This window comes from Pararhodobacter marinus, assembly GCF_003122215.1.
GTDB classification, from domain to species: domain Bacteria; phylum Pseudomonadota; class Alphaproteobacteria; order Rhodobacterales; family Rhodobacteraceae; genus Pararhodobacter; species Pararhodobacter marinus.
This window is the reverse complement of sequence record NZ_QEYD01000003.1, coordinates 15,901-35,108: the sequence shown is the minus strand read 5'-3', so window position 1 is coordinate 35,108 and position 19,208 is coordinate 15,901. Positions and strand designations below refer to the sequence as shown.

At 66.5% G+C, this 19,208-nt stretch carries 18 protein-coding genes; 9 read left to right on the top strand and 9 right to left on the bottom strand.

Annotated features, from left to right (window positions below; genetic code table 11):
• Positions 1–111 precede the first annotated feature (111 nt).
• Genes obgE through C4N9_RS05135 form a run of 3 tightly spaced genes read left to right on the top strand, consistent with a single transcriptional unit; the run spans position 112 to position 3,550 of the window.
• Positions 112–1,149, top strand: a complete 1,038-nt coding sequence (gene obgE / locus C4N9_RS05145; protein ID WP_109532239.1) for a GTPase ObgE — start codon at positions 112–114, stop codon at positions 1,147–1,149.
• Entirely contained in the window at positions 1,137–2,261 is a 1,125-nt protein-coding gene (gene proB, locus C4N9_RS05140; protein WP_109532238.1) for a glutamate 5-kinase, read from the top strand. The genes obgE and proB overlap by 13 nt, the downstream gene beginning before the upstream one ends.
• Positions 2,262–2,272: 11 nt before the next feature.
• Positions 2,273–3,550 carry a glutamate-5-semialdehyde dehydrogenase gene (locus C4N9_RS05135; RefSeq protein WP_168192124.1) on the top strand — a complete coding sequence of 426 codons (1,278 nt, stop codon included), beginning with the start codon at positions 2,273–2,275 and terminating at the stop codon, positions 3,548–3,550.
• On the opposite strand, the gene C4N9_RS05130 is transcribed toward C4N9_RS05135, so the two are convergent.
• On the bottom strand, positions 3,540–4,139 hold the full coding sequence (locus C4N9_RS05130; RefSeq protein WP_109532237.1) for a histidine phosphotransferase family protein: 600 nt from the start codon (positions 4,137–4,139) through the stop codon (positions 3,540–3,542). The genes C4N9_RS05135 and C4N9_RS05130 overlap by 11 nt on opposite strands.
• Here C4N9_RS05130 and C4N9_RS05125 point away from each other — a divergent pair.
• The 3 genes from C4N9_RS05125 (at position 4,138) to olsA (ending at position 6,107) form a co-directional block, all read left to right on the top strand.
• Positions 4,138–4,311: a DUF3553 domain-containing protein gene (locus tag C4N9_RS05125; protein ID WP_109532236.1), complete on the top strand. Its 174-nt coding sequence runs from the start codon at positions 4,138–4,140 to the stop codon at positions 4,309–4,311. The genes C4N9_RS05130 and C4N9_RS05125 overlap by 2 nt on opposite strands.
• A 94-nt stretch (positions 4,312–4,405) precedes the next feature.
• Positions 4,406–5,212: an L-ornithine N(alpha)-acyltransferase gene (gene olsB, locus C4N9_RS05120; RefSeq protein ID WP_109532235.1), complete on the top strand. Its 807-nt coding sequence runs from the start codon at positions 4,406–4,408 to the stop codon at positions 5,210–5,212.
• The gene (olsA, locus tag C4N9_RS05115; RefSeq protein WP_483875172.1) at positions 5,205–6,107 is read left to right on the top strand and encodes a lyso-ornithine lipid O-acyltransferase; all 903 of its coding nucleotides are present in this window, start codon (positions 5,205–5,207) and stop codon (positions 6,105–6,107) included. The genes olsB and olsA overlap by 8 nt, the downstream gene beginning before the upstream one ends.
• Before the next feature lie 10 nt (positions 6,108–6,117).
• On the opposite strand, the gene pgl is transcribed toward olsA, so the two are convergent.
• The 5 genes from pgl to C4N9_RS05090 form a co-directional block, all read right to left on the bottom strand.
• On the bottom strand, positions 6,118–6,789 hold the full coding sequence (gene pgl, locus C4N9_RS05110; RefSeq protein ID WP_109532234.1) for a 6-phosphogluconolactonase: 672 nt from the start codon (positions 6,787–6,789) through the stop codon (positions 6,118–6,120).
• Positions 6,790–8,238: a glucose-6-phosphate dehydrogenase gene (gene zwf / locus C4N9_RS05105; RefSeq protein WP_109532233.1), complete on the bottom strand. Its 1,449-nt coding sequence runs from the start codon at positions 8,236–8,238 to the stop codon at positions 6,790–6,792.
• A 98-nt stretch (positions 8,239–8,336) separates the two neighbouring features.
• Positions 8,337–8,921, bottom strand: a complete 585-nt coding sequence (locus C4N9_RS05100; protein WP_109532232.1) for an HNH endonuclease — start codon at positions 8,919–8,921, stop codon at positions 8,337–8,339.
• 172 nt (positions 8,922–9,093) lie between these two features.
• Positions 9,094–9,759: an alpha/beta hydrolase gene (locus C4N9_RS05095; protein ID WP_109532231.1), complete on the bottom strand. Its 666-nt coding sequence runs from the start codon at positions 9,757–9,759 to the stop codon at positions 9,094–9,096.
• A gap of 19 nt (positions 9,760–9,778) precedes the next feature.
• Positions 9,779–10,426 (bottom strand): DNA-3-methyladenine glycosylase family protein, encoded by a 648-nt coding sequence (locus C4N9_RS05090; protein WP_109532546.1) that lies wholly within the window; start codon positions 10,424–10,426, stop codon positions 9,779–9,781.
• A 165-nt stretch (positions 10,427–10,591) separates the two neighbouring features.
• Between C4N9_RS05090 and pgi the strand changes: the two genes are divergently transcribed.
• Positions 10,592–12,214, top strand: coding sequence for a glucose-6-phosphate isomerase (gene pgi, locus C4N9_RS05085; protein WP_109532545.1), 1,623 nt, complete (start codon positions 10,592–10,594; stop codon positions 12,212–12,214).
• Positions 12,215–12,374: 160 nt separating this feature from the next.
• Here the strand turns inward: pgi and C4N9_RS05080 are convergent, their stop codons facing one another.
• Positions 12,375–13,217: an alkaline phosphatase family protein gene (locus tag C4N9_RS05080; protein ID WP_109532230.1), complete on the bottom strand. Its 843-nt coding sequence runs from the start codon at positions 13,215–13,217 to the stop codon at positions 12,375–12,377.
• A 146-nt stretch (positions 13,218–13,363) separates the two neighbouring features.
• On the opposite strand from C4N9_RS05080, the gene betC reads away from it, so the two are divergent.
• Positions 13,364–14,869 carry a choline-sulfatase gene (gene betC / locus C4N9_RS05075; protein ID WP_109532229.1) on the top strand — a complete coding sequence of 502 codons (1,506 nt, stop codon included), beginning with the start codon at positions 13,364–13,366 and terminating at the stop codon, positions 14,867–14,869.
• A 28-nt stretch (positions 14,870–14,897) separates the two neighbouring features.
• Here the strand turns inward: betC and C4N9_RS05070 are convergent, their stop codons facing one another.
• A complete protein-coding gene (locus tag C4N9_RS05070; protein ID WP_109532228.1) occupies positions 14,898–15,290 on the bottom strand; it encodes a hypothetical protein in 393 nt (130 codons plus the stop codon).
• Between the two features lie 331 nt (positions 15,291–15,621).
• Positions 15,622–18,252 carry a DUF2339 domain-containing protein gene (locus tag C4N9_RS05065; protein ID WP_109532227.1) on the bottom strand — a complete coding sequence of 877 codons (2,631 nt, stop codon included), beginning with the start codon at positions 18,250–18,252 and terminating at the stop codon, positions 15,622–15,624.
• 100 nt (positions 18,253–18,352) lie between these two features.
• Between C4N9_RS05065 and rpe the strand changes: the two genes are divergently transcribed.
• Positions 18,353–19,054: a ribulose-phosphate 3-epimerase gene (gene rpe, locus C4N9_RS05060; RefSeq protein ID WP_109532226.1), complete on the top strand. Its 702-nt coding sequence runs from the start codon at positions 18,353–18,355 to the stop codon at positions 19,052–19,054.
• The last annotated feature ends 154 nt before the right edge of the window (positions 19,055–19,208 follow it).

The window sequence follows — 19,208 nt, the reverse complement described above, 5'->3', positions numbered from 1 at the left end:
CCATACGGCCCGCGCCCAAGCGCGGGCCTTGATCCGCCACGCGCATAGAGCTATCGCCAAGGCGACGCCGTTCTCAGATGGCCATGACACCGCGCAAACCGGGATTCCGACATGAAATTCCTCGATCTCGCCAAAGTCACGATCCGCTCGGGCTCGGGCGGTAACGGCTGTGCCAGCTTCCGGCGCGAAAAATACATCGAATTCGGCGGCCCCGATGGCGGCGATGGCGGCACAGGCGGCGACGTCTGGGCCGAAGTCGTGCCCGCGCTGAACACGCTGATCGATTTCCGCTATCAGCAGCATTTCTTTGCTGGCAACGGCAAGCCCGGCATGGGTAAACAGCGCACCGGCAAGGATGGCGATGACATCGTGCTGAAGGTCCCGCAGGGGACCGAGATTCTGGAAGACGACGGCGAGACGGTGATCGCCGATCTGACCGAGATCGGGCAGAAGGTGCTGCTGGCCAAGGGCGGCAATGGTGGCTGGGGCAACCTGCGGTTCAAGTCCTCGACCAACCAGTCGCCGCGCAAGGCCAATCCGGGCCAGCCGGGCGTCGAACGCGAGATCTGGCTGCGGCTGAAGCTGATCGCCGATGCGGGGCTGGCAGGGCTGCCCAATGCCGGCAAGTCGACCTTCCTGTCGGCCACCTCGAACGCGCGTCCGAAGATCGCCGATTATCCCTTCACCACGCTGCACCCCAATCTGGGCGTCGTCGGCGTGGACCAGAAGGAATTCGTGCTGGCCGATATTCCCGGCCTGATCGAAGGCGCGTCCGAGGGCAGGGGGCTGGGCGACCAGTTCCTTGGCCATATCGAGCGCTGCGCGGTGCTGTTGCATCTGGTCGATGGCACGGCCGAGGACGTGGCCGAGGATTTCCGCATCATCGACCGCGAGCTCGAGCTGTATTCGGATATCGTCTACGCCAAGCCCCGCGTCGTGGGGCTGAACAAGATCGACGCGCTCACGGACGAGGAAATCGCCGAGAAACGCGAAGCCTTGCAACAAGCCGCCGGCGCGCGGGTCTATCTGCTGTCGGCGGCGTCGGGCAAGGGCGTGACCGAGGTCCTGCGCGCGCTGTGGACCGAGATTTCTGCGCAACGGACCGAGGCCGCGGCCGAGGACGAGGACGACGCACCGTGGCAACCCTGACGGAAAGCGCGCTGTCGCTGGCTCAGGCGCGGCGGCTGGTCATCAAGATCGGATCGGCGTTGCTGGTCGATGCTGCAACCGGCGCGCTCAACAGCGAGTGGCTGCACGCGCTGGCGCAGGACGTGGCCCGCGCGAAAGCGCGGGGCGCGGACGTGGTGCTGGTCTCGTCGGGCTCAATCGCGCTGGGGCGCCGGGTGTTGAACCTGCCGCGGGGCGAGCTGGCGCTGGAACAATCGCAGGCCGCCGCCGCCGTGGGCCAGATCCGTCTGGCGCGGGCCTATGAAGAGGCGCTGGCGCCGCACGGGATCACCACCGCGCAGGTGCTGGTGACGCTGGAAGACACCGAGGACCGGCGCCGCTATCTGAACACGCGCGCCACGATGGAGACGCTGCTGTCGCTGGGCGTCGTGCCCATCGTCAATGAAAACGACACCGTCGCCACGGACGAGATCCGCTATGGCGATAACGACCGGCTGGCCGCCCAGGTGGCGATCACCATCGGTGCCGATCAGTTGGCGCTGCTGTCGGATGTGGACGGGCTTTACACCGGCAACCCCCATGTCGATCCCGCCGCACGCAGGCTCGATTTCGTCCCCGCCGTCACGCCCGAGATCGAGGCGATGGCGGGCGACCCGGTGTCGGGCGTGTCCAAGGGCGGGATGAAGACCAAGATCATGGCCGCCCGCACCGCGACGCATGGCGGCTGCGCCATGGTGATCGCGGCGGGTAATGTCAGACATCCGCTGCAGGCGATTGAAAACGGGGCGAACTGCACCTGGTTCGGCGCGCTGGATGACCCGCAGGCGGCGCGCAAGCGCTGGATCGCGGCCATGAAACCGCGCGGTGTCGTGCATGTGGACGCGGGCGCGGTCGCGGCGCTGATGCAGGGCAAATCGCTGTTGCCCGCGGGTGTCACGGCGGTCGAAGGCCGGTTCGGACGCGGCGAACCCGTCTCCATTGCCGGGCCCGACGGCGTTCTCGGCATCGGTCTTGTCCGCTACACGCAGGACGAGGCGCACAAGATCAAGGGCAAGCGGTCGGACCTGATCGCCGAGACGCTGGGCTATCCCGGCCGTGCGGCGCTCATCCACCGTGACGACATGGTACTTTGAGGGAGGGCAGCATGATGGACGGCAGCACCGAACAGATGGATATCGCCGCGCTGATGAAAGGCCTGGGCGAGAAGGCCCGCGCGGCCTCGGCCGAGCTGGCCTTTGCCGAACCGGCGCAGAAGGAAGCCGCCCTCAACGCCGCCGCCGATGCGGTCTGGGCCAAGCGCGACGCGATCCTTGCCGCCAATGCCAAGGACCTGGAATTCGGGCGCGGCAAGGGGCTGAGCGACGCGATGATGGACCGGCTGGCGCTGGACGAAGCCCGCATCAAGGGCATCGTCGCGGGCCTGCGCTCGGTCGCGGGGCAGAAGGACCCGGTCGGAGAGACGATCACCGAATGGGACATGCAATCGGGCCTGCATATCCGGCGCGTGCGCACGCCTCTGGGGGTGATCGGCGTGATCTATGAAAGCCGTCCCAACGTCACCGCCGATGCGGCCGCGCTGTGCCTGAAATCCGGCAACGCCGTGATCCTGCGCGGTGGCTCGGAAAGCTACCACAGTTCGACCGCGCTTCATGATTGCATCCTTGACGGGCTGCGCGAAGCCGGATTGCCCGAAGCCTCGGTGCAGATGGTGCCGACCCGCGACCGCGCCGCCGTGGCCGAGATGCTGCGCATGGTGCCCTATATCGACGTGATCGTGCCGCGCGGGGGCAAGGGGCTGGTCGGGCTGGTACAGGCCGAGGCCCGCGTGCCCGTCTTCGCGCATCTCGAAGGCATCTGCCATGTCTATGCCGATGGCGAGGCCGATCTGGAGAAAGCGCGCCGCGTGGTGCTGAACGCCAAGACCCGGCGCACCGGGATCTGCGGTTCGGCCGAATGCCTGCTGATCGACCGGGCTTTCTTCGAAAGGCACGGCGGCGTGTTGATCGAGGATCTGCTGAAAGCCGGTGTCGAGGTGCGCACCGAAGGCGAATTGCTGAGCATTCCCGGGACGGTAGAGGCCAATGCTGACGATTTCGGACGCGAATTCCTGGACATGATCATCGCCGCGAAACTGGTCGACGGGGTGGATGGGGCGATAGCGCATATCCGGCGCTACGGCTCGCAGCATACCGAGTCTATTTTGACGGAAAATCAAGCGGTTGCTGATCGTTTCTTCCAGCGACTCGACAGCGCGATCCTGATGCACAACGCCTCGACCCAGTTCGCCGATGGCGGCGAGTTCGGGATGGGCGCCGAGATCGGCATCGCCACGGGCAAGATGCATGCGCGCGGGCCGGTGGGTGCCGAGCAGTTGACCAGCTTCAAGTACCTCGTGACCGGGGACGGGACGATCAGACCCTGATCGCCAAGTGGCCCTCGGCCTCGTCGACAACGACGGGGCCGGTCCGGACAAGCAGGATGAACTGCACGATGTCGCTGCGCGGCTCGGCGGGCGGCTGACCCGCCGCCAGCGCGCTCCATGGATCGGGGTCGATGCGCAGCCGCGCCGCATGGGCGCTGACCCCGTCGGGCGTGATCACCACTTCGCCGCCATAGGCCAGTGCGGATTCGAGGCAGAGCAGGGCCAGCATCAGCCGCTTGACCCGCATCCGGGGCAGGGGCTGCGCAATGTCGTTGCGGATCCGCAACCGCCCGGCGGCGGACAGGCTGGATGCCGCTTCCTCGATCTCGGAGGGGCGGATATCCTGCATATCATGCGCCCGGCCAAAGGCGAGGCGGAACAGCTTGATCCGCGCCTGCGCCACCTGCACCGCGTCTTCGACGAGACCCAGCTCGTCCGAGGCATTCTGGATCATGCCCAGAAGCTCGACCCCGTTGCCGATCGCGCCCAGAGGGCTTACCAGATCATGGCACAGCCGCGAGCCGACCAAGGCGGCAAGTTCGTCATCGGCCATCATGCGGCCCCCGATACTGGACTGGAGAGTTACCATGGCTCAACTCCTCGAACCCGGGATGTTCGTCCGTCATCCGTCGCAACCCGACTGGGGCCTTGGACAGGTCCAGTCCGTGGTCGGTGCGCGCGTGACGGTGAATTTCGAAGAAGCGGGCAAAGTCGTCGTGGATACACAGGTGATCGATCTCGAATGGGTTCCCGGAATCTGAACGGATCGGAGACTAAGTTAACAAGGTTAACGAAACTGTAAGCGACAACGGACGCGTTCGTCAAACGCGTAGGTTGTGCAAAGGGATACGGGGTATGGAGCAACGCATCAGCGGGGAAGAGGGCGCGCGCGACGCCCATTATGCCGTCCGGCTGGCTGCGGACGAGGCCGACCTGCTGTCGGCGCAGCGCCTGCGCTACGCGGTCTTCGTTGAGGAACTGGGCGCGCAATGCGCCGGGGCCGACCACGCCGCGCGGCTGGAACGCGATGCGCTGGATCCGTATTTCGACCATCTGGTGCTGGTGGACCGCCATGCCGATCCCGCGACGCTGAACCATGTTGTGGGTGTTTACCGGTTGCTGCCTCAAGACCGCGCCGACCATCTGGGCTGTTTCTATTCGGATGCCGAGTTCGACCTGACCCCGTTGCGCGCCAGCGGTCGGAAACTGGTCGAGCTGGGGCGCAGCTGCGTGCACCGGGGGCATCGGCGCGGCGCGTCGATGGTGCATCTGTGGAACGGACTGGCCGAGTACGTGATCGCGCGCAAGATCGAGATCATGTTCGGCGTGGCCTCGTTCCACGGCGCCGATCCGCAGCGCCATGCCCACGCGCTGAGCTTCCTGTACGCCCATCATCTGGCTCCCGAGGCGCTGCGCGTCCATGCCCGTCCCGAGGGCGCGGCAAGGCCCGACCTGCCCGATCCGGCCGGGATCGACGCGCGCGCGGCGATGGCGGCGATCCCGCCCCTGATCCGCGCCTATCTGCGGCTCGGCGGCTTCGTGGGGCAGGGCGCCTTTGTCGATCACGATTTCAACACCACCGATATCTGCCTGATCATGGACACCTCGGCGATGTCCGGTCGGGCCTTCGATTACTACACCCGGAAGTCGCCGCGTGGCTGAGAACACCCCCCCCTCCCCGGATCCGCGCCGCTACGGCGCCAAAAGCGCCCCGCCCGCCTGGGTCTTCACCGAGGGCACGCCCGCGCCCGTGCGGATCGGGCCGTTTGGCTGGCTGGTCGTGGCGCTGCGGTTGCCGGTGCTGGTGGTCGTGGTCTTCGGCGGGCTGCTGGTTCACCTGACGTTGCGGCTGTTCGAGCGTCCGGTTTTCGGGCTGCGGCGTCCGGTGACGCCCTTCGTCACGCAGGGTGTGTGCAAGGCCGCGCTGGCAATCCTGGGGCTGCGGCTGAGAACCCAGGGACGGCCGATGCGGCGGCGCGGCGCGGTGGTGGCCAATCATGCAAGCTGGCTGGACATCTTCGTCATGAACGCGCCCCAGCGGATCTATTTCGTCGCCAAGGACGAGATCGCCACCTGGCCCGGCATCGGATGGCTTGCCCGCGCGACGGGGACGATCTTCATCCGGCGCGCGGCGCGCGAGGCGCGAGCGCAGAAGCTGACCTTCGAGGCCCGGCTGCGCGCGGGGCATCACCTGTGCTTTTTCCCCGAAGGCACCAGCTCGGACGGGATTCGCGTGCTGCCGTTCAAGCCTACGCTTTTTGCCGCTTTCTTTGCCGAGGAACTGGCTGGCATCCTGTCGATCCAGCCCGTCAGCGTGATCTATATCGCGCCCAAAGGCCGCGACGCGCGGTTCTATGGCTGGTGGGGCGACCTGGGATTCGGCGCGCATTTCCTGCGGGTCCTGGCCCAGCCGCGGCAGGGACGGGTCGAGCTGATCTTCCACGAGCCGTTGCCCATCACGGAAACCAGCGACCGCAAGGCCCTGGCCCGCGCCTGCGAGGAGCGGGTGCGCGCGGGGCTTGCCGCGCATCTGCCCGACGGGGTCATGGCGCGCTAGGCGCCGGCCCTCAGGGCGCCCAGTGCACCGTGGCCTTCGACAGAAGGGCGGCGATCGGCGCCTCCATCGGCGAAAGCTTCTGTGCCCGCTCGATGGCCGCGCGTTTCTCGTCCCCGGTGATCAGCACATGCAGCGCAAAAGCCTCGCGCAGGATGCGCGCGCTCAGCGTGACGCGCGGTTCGGGCGCGCCGGGGGCGCTGATCGGCAGCACGGCGGGCGCGTCGGAGGCCAGCGCGGCTTCCAACCCCTCCGCGCCGGGAAAGAGCGAGGCCGTGTGCATGTCCGTACCCATCCCCACCAGTGCCACGTCGACGGGCAGATGCGGCGCCAGAGCCTCGGCCACGAGGGGCGCGCCCTCTTCGGGCGTCGGCACGTCGCGCCAGAGAGACAACAGGGTCGCCGCCGCGGCCTTGTCACGCAAGAGCCGCGCCCGTACCTGCCCGGCATTCGAGCGGGGATGATCCTCGGGCAGCCAGCGTTCATCGCCGGGCACGATATCGACCGCTTCCCATTCCATATCGACCGCTGCCAGCATGTCGAAAACCGGCCCGGGCGTCGTGCCCCCCGGCACCGCGAACAGCACCCGGTCGCGCCGCGCCAGCGCCTCGCGCAGGTCGCGCGACAGGTGCCGCGCAACGGAAATCATCATCATGTCGGCGTCGGAATATTCGACAAAGTCCATTCAACGGATCTCGCGCCAGCTTCTGTTGTCCATGTGGATCAACTTAAGCGCTTCGTCCGGCCCCGACGACCCCGGATCGTACATTGCCGGTTTGTCGGCGGAGCCTTGCCACGCTGCGATGATGGGATCGGTCCAGGCCCAGGCGGCCTCGACCTCGTCGCCGCGCATGAACAGCGTCTGGTTGCCCCGGATCACGTCCATGATCAGCCGCTCATAGGCGTCGGGGATATGCAGATCATCGCCCAGAGCCTCGGCAAAGGACATGTCCAGCGCCACGTTCTTCAGCCGCATCCCCCCGGGGCCGGGTTCCTTGATCATCACTTTCAGCGTCATGCCCTCGTCGGGCTGCAGGCGGATGACCAGCAGGTTGGCTTTCCAAGGTGCATCCTCGCCGAAGATCGAATGCGGCGGGTCGCGGAAGGCCACGGCGATTTCCGACACGCGCGAGCGCAGCCGCTTGCCGGTACGCAGATAGAACGGTGTGCCCTTCCAGCGCCAGTTGGAAATCCCCACTTTCAGCGCGATATAGCTTTCGGTCGCGGTATTGGCGTTCTCGACCTCGTCCGCGAAGGACGCGGTTTCGGGCCCGGCCGCGTACTGACCCCGGACCACATCCGCCGGCGCCACCGGGTCGAGCGCGTGGATCACCTTGAGCTTTTCGTCGCGCACCGCGTCGGGATCGAATTTATAGGGCGGCTCCATCGCCATAAGGCACAGAAGCTGCATCAGATGGTTCTGCACCATGTCCCGCATCGCGCCCGACTTGTCGTAATAGGGACCGCGCCCGCCAACGCCGACGGTCTCGGCCACGGTGATCTGCACATGATCGACGAAGCGCGCGTTCCACAGTGGTTCGAAGAAGATATTGGCAAAGCGCACGGCCATCAGGTTCTGGACCGTTTCCTTGCCCAGATAATGGTCGATCCGGTAGATCTGCGTTTCGTCGAAGAACTCGGCCAGCGTGTGATTGAGCGCGCGCGCGGTCTGCAGATCGTTGCCGAAGGGCTTTTCCACCACGATCCGCGTCTGCGGCGTGATCATCCGGAACTTGCCCAGATTGGCCGCCAGCGGGCCAAAGAGCGAGGGCGCGACCGAGAAATAGAAAGCGCGCACGACATCTTCACGCATCTGTCCGGCCAGCGTGGTCCAGCCGTCATCGCCCATCGCATCGATGGCGACGTAGTCGAGACGCTCGAAGAAAGCCGCGCGTTGGGCGGCGTCGGGCGCCTGTGCGCCCAGGAATTCGTCGAAAGCCTGCGAGACCATCTCGATGAAGTCATCGCGCGACATCTCGCTGCGCGCGGCACCGATGATGCGCGCGCCCTCGGGCATCTGACCTTCGCCGAAGCGACGGCAGAGCGCAGGCAGGATCTTGCGCCGGGCAAGGTCGCCGGTGGCACCAAAGATGACAAGGTCGAACGGATCGACGGGAATGACGCGGGCGACCATGGGCGGGCTCCTGCGGTGTTAGCGGTAACTTCAGGCCGGGATAGGCCGCTTGGCGCCCAAAGTCCAGCACAAAGCCGCGCTGTCAAGCCTCGGACCGGTCAGGCTTCCAGTTCGGTATCCCAGTAGAGATAATCGGCCCAGCTTTCATGCAGGTGGTTGGGCGGGAAGCGGCGGCCCTTGTCGATGAGTTCGGCGGCATGGGGCCGGCGCGCGGGCCGCGCCAGCCGCATCCCCGAGGCGCGCAGGCTCTTCGATCCCTTGCGCAGGTTGCACGGCGCGCAGGCGGCCACGACGTTTTCCCAGCTGGTCACGCCGCCCATCGCGCGGGGCACCACGTGGTCGAAGGTCAGGTCATGGCGCGAGCCGCAATACTGGCAGGTGAATTCGTCGCGCAGGAAAAGATTAAAGCGCGTGAAGGCCACGCGCTTTCGGGGTTTGACGAAATCTTTCAGCACGACGACCGAGGGTATTCGCATCTCGAGCTTCTGGCTGTGTACCGTCTGCTCGTACTCGGCGGCAATCGTCACGCGGTCCATCCAGACCGCCTTGACCGCTTCCTGCCACGGCCAGAGCGAAAGCGGGTAATAGCTGAGCGGACGGTAATCGGCGTTCAGGACGAGTGCCGGAAAATGTTTCAAAGCCGCGGGTTCGTGCACGAAGCTTTGCCTGAAGTCGCCGTCCATTCTGCGTGTCTCCTGCCTTGGACTGGTCGGAGCGGTCGTGTGCTTCGACTATATCCGGTGTTTTCCCTCTGGCAAGCCCGCGACATCGCGGGCTTGGCCGCATTCTGGCGCGGTTGCATCACACTTGTGCAACAGCGCCGTGATCGCGGGCAGAAGGGGGCAGGTGGCCTGTTCAGCCCGGCAGCTTGTCCTTCAGGAAACCCAGCGCCAGCGACAGGCCTTCATTGTCGATCGAATGGCCGACACCCTTGCAGACATGGGCATAGGTTTCGAACCCGGCCTTGACCAGCGCATCGGCGGCCTCGGGCAGGCTTTGGACCGGCACCATCGGGTCGGCATCGCCGTGGATCAGAAGGACGGGCGGCTTGCTGAGCGCCTCGGCCTCCAGCGTTTCGGGCTGCAGCATCCGGCCCGAAAAGCCCACCAGCGCGGCAATCGGCTGGCCGCGGCGGGGCGCGATATGCAGGCTCATCATCGTGCCCTGCGAAAAGCCCACCAGCGCCAGGGCATCGGAGCTCAGCCCCTCGGCCTCGAGCACCTGATCGATGAAGGCGTTCAGGTCCTCGGAGGCCTGCACCTGTCCCGCCAGCGCCACCTCTTCGGGGGAACCATCCAGCCACGGGATCGGAAACCACTGGAACCCGAACGGGTTGCCCTGGCATTTCTCGGGCGCATCGGGGGCATAGAAGGCCGTGTCAGGCATATGCGGCGCCAGCGGATCGGCAAGCCCCAGCAGGTCGGCGCCGTTGGCACCATAGCCATGCACGAAGATCACCAGTGATTTCGCAGCACCCTTGGGCGCACCCTTGCGGTCCGAGGTCAGCGGGCGAGGGGGCATGGAACGTCCTTTCCGAATGTCAGACAACGCCTTCGCGGCGCTTCGCGTGATGGTAGTAATGCCACAGCATCCCCGCGGCAACCGTGCGCCACGGCGCCCAGGCTTCGGCCATCTGGCGCAGCGGCTTTTCGCGCGGGCGCTCGGGTAGCGCGAACAGAAGCCGCGCAGCTTCCTGCAAGGCCAGATCGTTGGGCGCGAAGGTGTCGGCACGGCCCAGGCTGAACATGACATAGATTTCGGCGGTCCAGCGGCCGATGCCGGGCACGGCGGTCAGGGTTGACAGGATCTCGTCCTCGGGCGCCTCGCGCAGCGCGTCGAAATCGATTGCCGCGTCCGCCAGGGCCTTGACGTAACGGGCTTTCTGTCGTGACAGACCATGTGCGCGCAGATGTTCTTCATCCACCGCCGCGATCCGGTCGGCGCGCAGCAGATCGGCCGCTTGCAGCTTCGCGCTGATCGCCCGCGCCGAGGCCACGGAAACCTGCTGGCTGACGATCGCGCCGACCAGGCTGTCGAACCCGTCGGGGCGCCGGCGCAAGGGCGGCGGGCCGCACAGCTCCAGCGCCTGCGCGAAACGCGGCTCGGTACGGGCCAGCCATTCGGCGCCTTCGGCCATGCAGGCCTCGGTCGTCAGGATGCGGGTGTCGGCGGAAAAAGCGCGGGTCATGGCGGGCATTGTGCGCAGGATGGAGCGGGGCGCAAGCCCGGCTGTTGCCCGAACACGTCACAACCCAAGCGAATACCCCTCGGGGGGCGCGCGGGGACATTTTGCTCTGGGCAAGTCATGCGCGAATTGGCATGAATGGCGGGACACAACATCTGGAACGTTTTGATGACCAACTGGGCCGCATTGCGCGACCGCCTGCGCGAGGTTGCACAGCAGCCGATCCTCGATCTTTTCGCCGACGAAAGCCGCGCTCAGATCTTCTCGATCAGCCTCGAATCGTCCGAGACCGGCGAGATTTTCTTCGATTATTCAAAAACTAACATAGATCAGTCGACTCGCGACGCGCTGCTTGAACTGGCGCGCGAGGCGGGCGTCGAAGACCGCCGCGAGGCGATGTTCTCGGGGGCTGCGATCAACGAGACCGAAGGCCGCGCGGTGCTGCATACGGCCCTGCGCAACCTCGACGCGGAAGTGCTTGTCGACGGCAGCGATGTCATGCCCGACGTGCGCGCCACGCTCGCCCGGATGGAGAGCTTCGCACGCGATCTGCGCGACGGGCGGATCCGCGGCAGCAGCGGGCGGATCACCGATGTCGTCAATATCGGCATCGGCGGCTCGGATCTGGGGCCGGCCATGGCGGTGCAGGCGCTCAGCCCGTATTGCGACGGGCCGGCCTGTCACTTTGTCTCGAATGTGGACGGCGCGCAGATCCAGCAGGTGCTTGACGGGCTCAATCCCGATACCACGCTGGTGATCGTCGCCTCGAAGACCTTCACCACGATCGAGACGATGACCAATGCGCAGACCGCGAAGGCGTGGATGGCGCGCTCGGTCGCCGATCCGGCGCGGCAATTCGTGGCGCTGTCGACCGCGCTCGACAAGACCGCGGCCTTCGGCATCGACCCCGCGCGCGTCTTCGGCTTCGCCGACTGGGTCGGCGGGCGCTATTCGATGTGGGGGCCGATCGGGCTGAGCCTGATGATCGCCATCGGGCCCGAGAATTTCCGCGCCTTCCTCGCGGGGGCCGCGCAGATGGATCAGCATTTCCGCTCGGCGCCGCTGGGTGAAAACATGCCCGCGATGCTGGCGCTGGTGGGGATCTGGCACCGGCAGGTCTGCGGCTATCCCGCCCGCGCGGTTCTGCCCTATGATCAGCGTCTGGCGCGTCTGCCGGCCTATCTGCAGCAGCTGGAGATGGAATCGAACGGCAAGCGCGTGTCGATGGACGGCGCCGATCTCGAGGTGCCCTCGGGCCCCATCGTGTTTGGCGAGCCGGGCACCAACGGGCAACACGCCTTCTATCAGCTGATCCATCAGGGCACCGATATCGTCCCTTGCGAGTTCCTGCTGGCGGGCAAGGGGCACGAGCCCGCGCTGGCGCATCAGCATCGGCTTCTGGCTGCCAATTGTCTGGCACAAGCCGAGGCGCTGATGCGGGGCCGGTCGCTGGAGGAAGCGCGGGCGCTGATGGCCGAGACCGGGCTCGAGGGCGACGAGCTGGAGCGCCAGGCGCGCCACCGGGTGTTTCCGGGCAACCGCCCCTCGACCATGCTGATCTATCCCAAGCTGACCCCCGCCGTGCTGGGCGCGATCATCGCGCTGTACGAGCACCGCGTTTTCGTCGAGGGCGTGGTGCTGGGCATCAATTCCTTCGACCAATGGGGTGTCGAGCTGGGCAAGGTGCTGGCCGGAGAGATCCTGCCGATGCTCGAAGGTCAGGCGCCCGCCGCAGCGCGCGACGCCTCGACCGCCGGGCTGGTGGACAAGCTGCGCGATTTCGGCATCTGAGACGCGCTTGAGGGGCAGGGGCCCCATCGGTGAAGCGGGGCCTCCGCCCCGGTAAGCCATGTTTAAGGGGGGCTCTGCCCCATTGAGTTAAGTTAAAGGGGGGCTCTGCCCCCCAGGCCCCCCGGAGTATTTTTCGCAAAGTGAAGGGGCACGGTTTTCCTCAGCGCAGGAAGGGGGCGTGTTTCATCGTCCCGGGGAGGGTGGCGCCCAGCCGGGTCAGCACGGTGGGCGCAAGCTGACGCTGGTCGAGCAGGGTGTCCTTGGACGGCCCGTCGCCCGCGCCGAAGTAGTAAAGCGCGAAATCCTGCTGATCCTCGCCCGCGCCGCCGTGATGGCCCCGCAGCGACTGGCCGTGATCGGCGGTGACGATCACCTCGTAACCCATCTGCCGCCAGGCGGGCAGGAACTTGGCCAGCATCGCGTCGAGAAGCGCGCAGGCATGGTCCATCTCGGGGCATTCATGGCCGAAACGGTGGCCCATGCTGTCGAGCGTACAGGTATGAAGGATGCCGTAATCCAGCGAGAAGCGCGCGCAGAGCGAGGTCAGCGTGGCGAAGAGATCCACATCCGACGGCGTCGCCTGGTTCTTCAGGTCGTAGCCGGTCATGGTGTGGAAGCGCCCGTGATTGATCGCGTCGCTCTCGGGCTCGTCGTATTCGATGTCGCGGATATAGTCGAAGGGCGCGCGGTTGAAGAATTCCGACCACCAGGAATGCGTCACCGCGCCGGTCACGAGCCCGGCCTTGCGCGCTTCGCTGAAGATATCGGGCATGTCGACGCGGTGGATATGGCCGTTCGACAACACGCCATGGACCTGCGGCGCGACGCCGGTATGGATCGTGGCATAGCAGGGCCCCGACATCGAGGGCAGCGTGGCGCGCATCTTCCAGGTCCGCGCCTCGCCGCTGTCGACCCAGCCTTCGAGGCAACCGAAATAGCGGCGCCAATTGGCGTAGGGGACGCCGTCGAGAAGGATCAGCAGAAGCTTGGACTTGCGGCTCATGGGGCACCTGTGGCAGCGATAACGCATGCAGCCTAAGCCATGCGCCCCGCTGTCGCAATTGCCGCGTCACAGGGTCGCAATTGTCGGGTCCGGGCTGAATGTTCCGCGTCAGCATCGGCGCACAACCCGTTGAAAAAAGGCTTGCAATGACCCGTCCCAACATCCTGATCCTGATGGTCGACCAATTGACCGGAACGCTGATGGAGGACGGCCCGGCCGATTTCCTGCATGCGCCAAATCTCAGACGGCTGGCCGAGGGTTCGGCGCGGTTCTCGCGCGCCTATTGCCCCAGCCCGCTTTGCGCGCCCGCGCGGGCCAGCGTGATGGCCGGGCAGTTGCCGCGCCGCACCGGGGTCTATGACAACGCGGCCGAGTTCCGCTCGGACACCCCGTGCTATACCCATCACCTGCGCGCTCAGGGTTACCAGACCACGCTGTCGGGCAAGATGCATTTCGTTGGCCCCGACCAGTTGCACGGGTTCGAAGAGCGGCTGACCACGGACATTTACCCCGCCGATTTCGGCTGGACCCCCGATTACCGCAAACCCGGCGAGCGGATCGACTGGTGGTATCACAATCTGGGATCGGTGACCGGGGCAGGGGTCGCGGAAATCACCAACCAGCTGGAATACGACGACGATGTCGCGCATCTGGCCTGCCAGAAGCTTTACGATCTGGCGCGCGGACAGGATGCGCGTCCGTGGTGTCTGCATGTCAGTTTCACCCATCCGCACGATCCTTTCGTGGCGCGGCGCAAATACTGGGATCTCTACGAGGGCTCGCCCGAACTGGAGCCGTCCGAGGCGATCCCGTATGACGCGCAGGACGCGCATGGAAAACGGTTGCTCGAGAGCTTCGATTATAAGAATTTCGATGCGAGCGACGATCAGATACGCCGGGCAAAGCGCGGTTACTATGCGAATATCTCGTATATCGATGACAAGGTGGGCGAGATCCTCGACACGCTCGACCGCACGCGGCAGGAGGCGGTGATCGTCTTCCTGTCCGATCATGGCGAGATGCTGGGCGACCGGGGTCTGTGGTTCAAGATGGCGTTCTACGAGAATTCGGGCCGCGTGCCGTTCTGGCTGTCGGGTCCGGGTATCACGCCGCAGCGGGTGGATCAGCCGGTTTCGACGCTCGACATGTTGCCGACGCTTTGTGACCTGGCGGGCTGCGATATGAGCGCGATCGGCGCGTGGACCGATGGCGAAAGCCTGTTGCCGCTGCTGCATGGCACGGGCGGGCGTGGTCCGGTTCCGATGGAATACGCGGCCGAGGGCAGCATCGCGCCCATGGTCGGGCTGGTGGAGGGGGCGTGGAAGTACATCGCCTGCGACGCCGATCCCGAATTGCTGTTCAATCTCGAGGACGATCCGGGGGAACGGCACAATCTGGCGGATGATCCGGCCTATGCGGCGGTGCTTGATCGCTTCCGGCAGATGGCGAAAGCCCGCTGGGATCTCAAGGCCTTCGACGCCGAAGTTCGCGCAAGCCAGGCGCGGCGCTGGGTGGTGTACGACGCCTTGCGCGCCGGGCGCTATACCGACTGGGATTTCCAGCCGTATCGCGATGCCAGCCAGCGCTACATGCGCAACCACATGGATCTCAACGTGCTGGAAGACAATCAGCGCTTTCCGCGCGGCGAGTGAGCGACGTGATGCGCGATGACCGGCGGGTTCAGCCCTGCCGGTCGTAGAGCAGATGAACCGACAGGCGCGGGCAGATCGCCGTCAGTTCGCGCAGGATCAGTTCCGCATGCGGCAAAGGCCGTGACAGCGCGAAGAGGTCGCCGCGATAGCCCATTGCTTCCAGTATGAGGCCCAGATCGACGATATCCCAGTCTGCCGCCATGAGCGGCGCGATGACTGCATCGGGATTGGTCGAGGACAGCATGGCGGGTGTCAGGTGCCGCATGCGGGTCAGCACGACGCTTTGTCTGTTCGGACGGGCATCGAGGAAGCGCATCGCGTCGGAGGCATCGACCAGCAGCACCGACCGGCATCCCGTCAGCGGATGAAAGACGGGTTCGACACCGGAATGCTGTTCTTGGGGCGCGTGGCCTAGGATCATGCGTCGTCTTCCTTCGTCACCGCGAAGCGAAACAGGGGCGTGCAAGGTCGGGTACCGGCATAGGGGTCAAACATTAAGAACTCGTAAAGGCATGATTTCAGGGCATTTCGCCGCTGAACGGAACAGGCGGCCGACCTTGGCGCGACACCTTTGCGTCCAAGATCGTCGCCAGTTCTTCACACCTCTGCACAAATTGCAAGGCCGGGACACATTTCGACGGGTTTCAGGGGCGTTACAAACTGTTGCTGTACCGAAATATGATGCTTGGGGTACTACCGCAAGTTACATAATACAGATTATAGGACTCAGGCATCGAGCCTGGCCGGGCCCCTCATTCCGGCGTTTCCGGCAGGTCTTTTCCCCCCGGCATCCGCGCCGTGACCCATGCGTTGAGCCAGGCCAGCGCGACCAGCGACAGACCCAGACCCAGGAACGCCCCCACGCGCATCAGCCCCGACAGGCCCGACGCGTCGATCAGAAACGCCTTGGCCGCCGCCACGCCGATCAGCGCCAGCCCGGCCACGCGGATCATGTGGCGCCCGGTCCGCAGTGCAACCGCCATGGCCACGGCGCCGGCGGCCAGCAGCGCCAGCGTATAGGCATAGAGCTCGCCCTGCAGGAAGCCTGCGCCCAGCGACATTCCGGCGCTGCCGTGCCACAGGTGCCGGATCACCGTGGCGATCCAGATCCCGACCAGCGCCAGCGCCATCAGGCGGCCCAGCAGGCCCCGTTTGCCGCCCTGCCTCCGCAACGCCCCCCACAACAGCAGCGCCGGCACGGCATAGGCCAAGGCCAGATCGTTCAGGATCGGCCAGCCCGAAACCGAACTGCCAAAGCCAAAGCCGAAAACCGGCGACAGGATGACCGCACCGATCCACAGACAGAACGCCGCCGCGATACCCAGCCCCCAGCACAGGATGCGTCGCACCCATAGCATCGCCCGGCTGGATGACAGCCGCTCGGCGCGTTGCGCCTGAACCCAGGCCAGCACGATCAACACGCTGGCCTCGACACCCAGCGCGGCATGGGCCGAGATGCCGTCGAGAAACCGTGCGAAGATCACGATCAGAACCACCGGAACGCTTGCGCTCAGCGCCGTCTCGGTCACCACGCGTCCCCAATCGCGCGCGGGATGCGGTGCCAGGCCGCGGATCAGCGCAAGCGCGCCCAAGGGCCCGGCCAGCACCGCGACAAAGGTCAGCCAGACATCGAGCGTGGAAACCTCGCCGTCGATCAGCGCGCCCAGTCCCGGCACCAGCATCAACCGCCAGCCCATCGCCATCGCGCCGAGGCCCAGGATCCAGCCGAGCGCGGGCAGATCGAAACGGCGGTCCATCGCGCCCGCGGTGACCAGGAGAACCGCCAGCGCCAGCGACAGCGCCGCGTCCGAGATCAGCAGCGTCATCGCCAGGGCGATCATCGTATAGGCGCCCACGATGGCCGCCCCCAGCCGCGCGCCCTGCCCCGCATCGCGCCGCGCCGCCCAGAGCGCCACCGCGGCGGCGGCTCCGGCAAGCGCCATCACGGCAAAGGGCCACAGAACGGGAAGCAGGCTGAGCGGGCGCCACAGCAGCTCGATCGCGATAGCCGTCGCGCCGGGGGTGGCGATGGCAAGGATCCCCCAGAAGCCGCGCTGCGCCGCGTCGGCCTCGCTGCGCCAGAGCATCGCCGCGCCGGCCAGCGCGGACAGCGCCAGCGTTGCGATCACGTTCCATGTCGCGGCGTTCAGTACGAAGGACAGAAACAACGGCGTGGTGATCAGGCTTGCGCCGACCGCCAAGGGGATCGCGGCAGAGACGGGCAGCGCGAGGCTGGTAAAGACCGGGGCGCGCCGGGTCCAGAGCGGCAGCACCGCGGCCAGAAGTCCCAGCGCCAGCGTGTTCGCGGGCGCGGGGACGGTGCTCAGGATCGCCAGAAGCGCGCCCAGAACCGCCAGCGCCCCGGCCAGCACGGTCAGCGACGGCCGCGCCTGCCGCCAGCGATGCAGCATCGGCCCCTCGGCCTGCGGGATCAGCGTGCCACCGGGCAGCGCCAGCGCGGGCAACGCGATGCCAAGCGCCATCGCAGCCAGCGCCCATCCGGGTCCTCCGGCCTGCGACATCAGCCAGCCGCCGGCCATCGGCAGGGTCACGGCAAGCACCGAAACCCAGCCCCAGCGGCGATAGCCGTCGATCCCCTGGCCAAGCCACGACAGGATCAGGAAATAACCGAAGACCGGCGCGCCGGGGACGGTGCCGCCTCCCAGAAGAAAGGGCGCGGCGCTGCCGCCGATCACGCCGATGGCGGCCAGAAGCGGCCCGTGGACCCACCCCAGCGCCATGGCCAGCGCGGCGATGGCCGCCAGCATGGCAAAGGCGCCCATCTGGCCGAGCATCGCGTAGAGATGCAGCGCGGCAAGCGTGGCCGAGAACAGCGCGACAACGCCCGCCCCGGCCAGCGTCGCGGGGACCAGGCGCGCCCCGCTGTCCCCGTCGCCCCAGCGCCGGCGCAAGGCTTCGGCCCCGGCGATCAACACAGCCCCGAGCGCGACGGCCAGCGCGATCCGTGCGGATGGCGACAACAGGCCCTTTTCGATGGAATACTGCACAAGGTAGATCGCCGCCATGATCAGCGCCGTGCCCGCCACCGGGTAGATCCAGTTGGCCCGCAGCCAGTCCATGACCCGGCGCAGTGCCTGTCCGGCTGCGAAAGGCGCGGGTCGCCAGGCTTGTCCCGTGCGCGTGTCGCCCCGGGGTGCTGCGATCGGCGGAGTCTCGTCAGGGGGGGCCGCCTGCGGAACCCGGGGGGCCGCGCCGCCGGGCGCCATCGGCGCGCCCTGCCCCGGAACGCGCGATCCAGGCGTGCCCTGCGCCTCGGTCTCGAGCCCGCGCAACCGTTTCTCCAGCGCGCGGATCCGGCGAAAGGCCACGACCAGCGCCACGCCAAGCAGAAGCGTCAGAAGGAAGTTCAGGTCATCGCGCATGCAGCGCTCCTTGCTGGGCCTGCGGTTTGGTATGGACGGGCGCGCGGCGATGGCTTAGGGCACCACGCATCGACCCTGCCATACCGGAGCTATGCCTGTCATGAGTTTCCCGTCGCCGATCAAGATCGCGCCCTCGATTCTGTCCGCCGATTTCGCCGATTTCGGCCGCGAGATCCAGGCCATCGAGGCGCAGGGCGCCGACTGGGTCCATGTCGACGTGATGGACGGCCATTTCGTGCCGAACCTGACCTTCGGCCCGCCCGCCGTCGCCGCGTTCCGCAAGCATGTGAAGACGGTGATGGACGTGCATCTTATGATCGCGCCGGTCGACCCCTATATCGACGCCTTCGCCGAGGCCGGGGCCGATATCATCACCGCCCATGTCGAGGCCGGGCCGCACATTCACCGCACCCTGCAAGCCATTCGCGCGACGGGGAAAAAGGCGGGCGTGGCGCTCAATCCCGGCACCCCGGCCGAGGCCGTGGCGCATGTGCTCGACCTGACGGACCTGATCTGCGTGATGACGGTCAATCCGGGGTTCGGCGGGCAGAAATTCATCGACATGACCGCCAAGATCCGCGCCCTGCGCGCGATGATCGGCGACCGCCCGATCCATATCGAGATCGATGGCGGCGTCACGCCCGAGACGGCGCCGAAAGTCGTCGCGGCGGGCGCGGATGTGCTGGTGGCGGGATCGGCGGTGTTCAAGGGCGGCTCGGTCGACAACCCGGCGCCCTATGGCGCGAACATGCGCGCGATCCGCGACGCTGCCGAACGCGCCTCGGGCGCCCGTATGGCCTGATTGTCCCTGGCCCGGCGGCGTTTGGCCTGAGCGCCACGGCGTTCGGGTGAGTATCACTTGCGTTACGAGACTGTCCCTGCCCGTCTTCCGGATCCGTGCGACCCGGGCAAGGGGGGCATGAGCGGGGCCGGAACCTTCAGGTCGGGCCCAATGC

What these genes read in the sequence shown, in the direction of transcription:
- C4N9_RS05125 (WP_109532236.1), top strand. Translation starts at nt 4,138, where the DNA reads ATGGCTCAACTCCTCGAACCCGGGATGTTCGTCCGTCATCCGTCGCAA.
- zwf (WP_109532233.1), bottom strand. Translation starts at nt 8,238, where the DNA reads ATGGTCGCCCGCGTCATTCCCGTCGATCCGTTCGACCTTGTCATCTTT.
- C4N9_RS05130 (WP_109532237.1), bottom strand. Translation starts at nt 4,139, where the DNA reads ATGGTAACTCTCCAGTCCAGTATCGGGGGCCGCATGATGGCCGATGAC.
- olsB (WP_109532235.1), top strand. Translation starts at nt 4,406, where the DNA reads ATGGAGCAACGCATCAGCGGGGAAGAGGGCGCGCGCGACGCCCATTAT.
- rpe (WP_109532226.1), top strand. Translation starts at nt 18,353, where the DNA reads ATGAGTTTCCCGTCGCCGATCAAGATCGCGCCCTCGATTCTGTCCGCC.
- C4N9_RS05090 (WP_109532546.1), bottom strand. Translation starts at nt 10,426, where the DNA reads ATGACCCGCGCTTTTTCCGCCGACACCCGCATCCTGACGACCGAGGCC.
- betC (WP_109532229.1), top strand. Translation starts at nt 13,364, where the DNA reads ATGACCCGTCCCAACATCCTGATCCTGATGGTCGACCAATTGACCGGA.
- C4N9_RS05095 (WP_109532231.1), bottom strand. Translation starts at nt 9,759, where the DNA reads ATGCCCCCTCGCCCGCTGACCTCGGACCGCAAGGGTGCGCCCAAGGGT.
- C4N9_RS05100 (WP_109532232.1), bottom strand. Translation starts at nt 8,921, where the DNA reads ATGGACGGCGACTTCAGGCAAAGCTTCGTGCACGAACCCGCGGCTTTG.
- pgl (WP_109532234.1), bottom strand. Translation starts at nt 6,789, where the DNA reads ATGGACTTTGTCGAATATTCCGACGCCGACATGATGATGATTTCCGTT.
- C4N9_RS05070 (WP_109532228.1), bottom strand. Translation starts at nt 15,290, where the DNA reads ATGATCCTAGGCCACGCGCCCCAAGAACAGCATTCCGGTGTCGAACCC.
- obgE (WP_109532239.1), top strand. Translation starts at nt 112, where the DNA reads ATGAAATTCCTCGATCTCGCCAAAGTCACGATCCGCTCGGGCTCGGGC.
- pgi (WP_109532545.1), top strand. Translation starts at nt 10,592, where the DNA reads ATGACCAACTGGGCCGCATTGCGCGACCGCCTGCGCGAGGTTGCACAG.
- C4N9_RS05080 (WP_109532230.1), bottom strand. Translation starts at nt 13,217, where the DNA reads ATGAGCCGCAAGTCCAAGCTTCTGCTGATCCTTCTCGACGGCGTCCCC.
- C4N9_RS05135 (WP_168192124.1), top strand. Translation starts at nt 2,273, where the DNA reads ATGATGGACGGCAGCACCGAACAGATGGATATCGCCGCGCTGATGAAA.
- C4N9_RS05065 (WP_109532227.1), bottom strand. Translation starts at nt 18,252, where the DNA reads ATGCGCGATGACCTGAACTTCCTTCTGACGCTTCTGCTTGGCGTGGCG.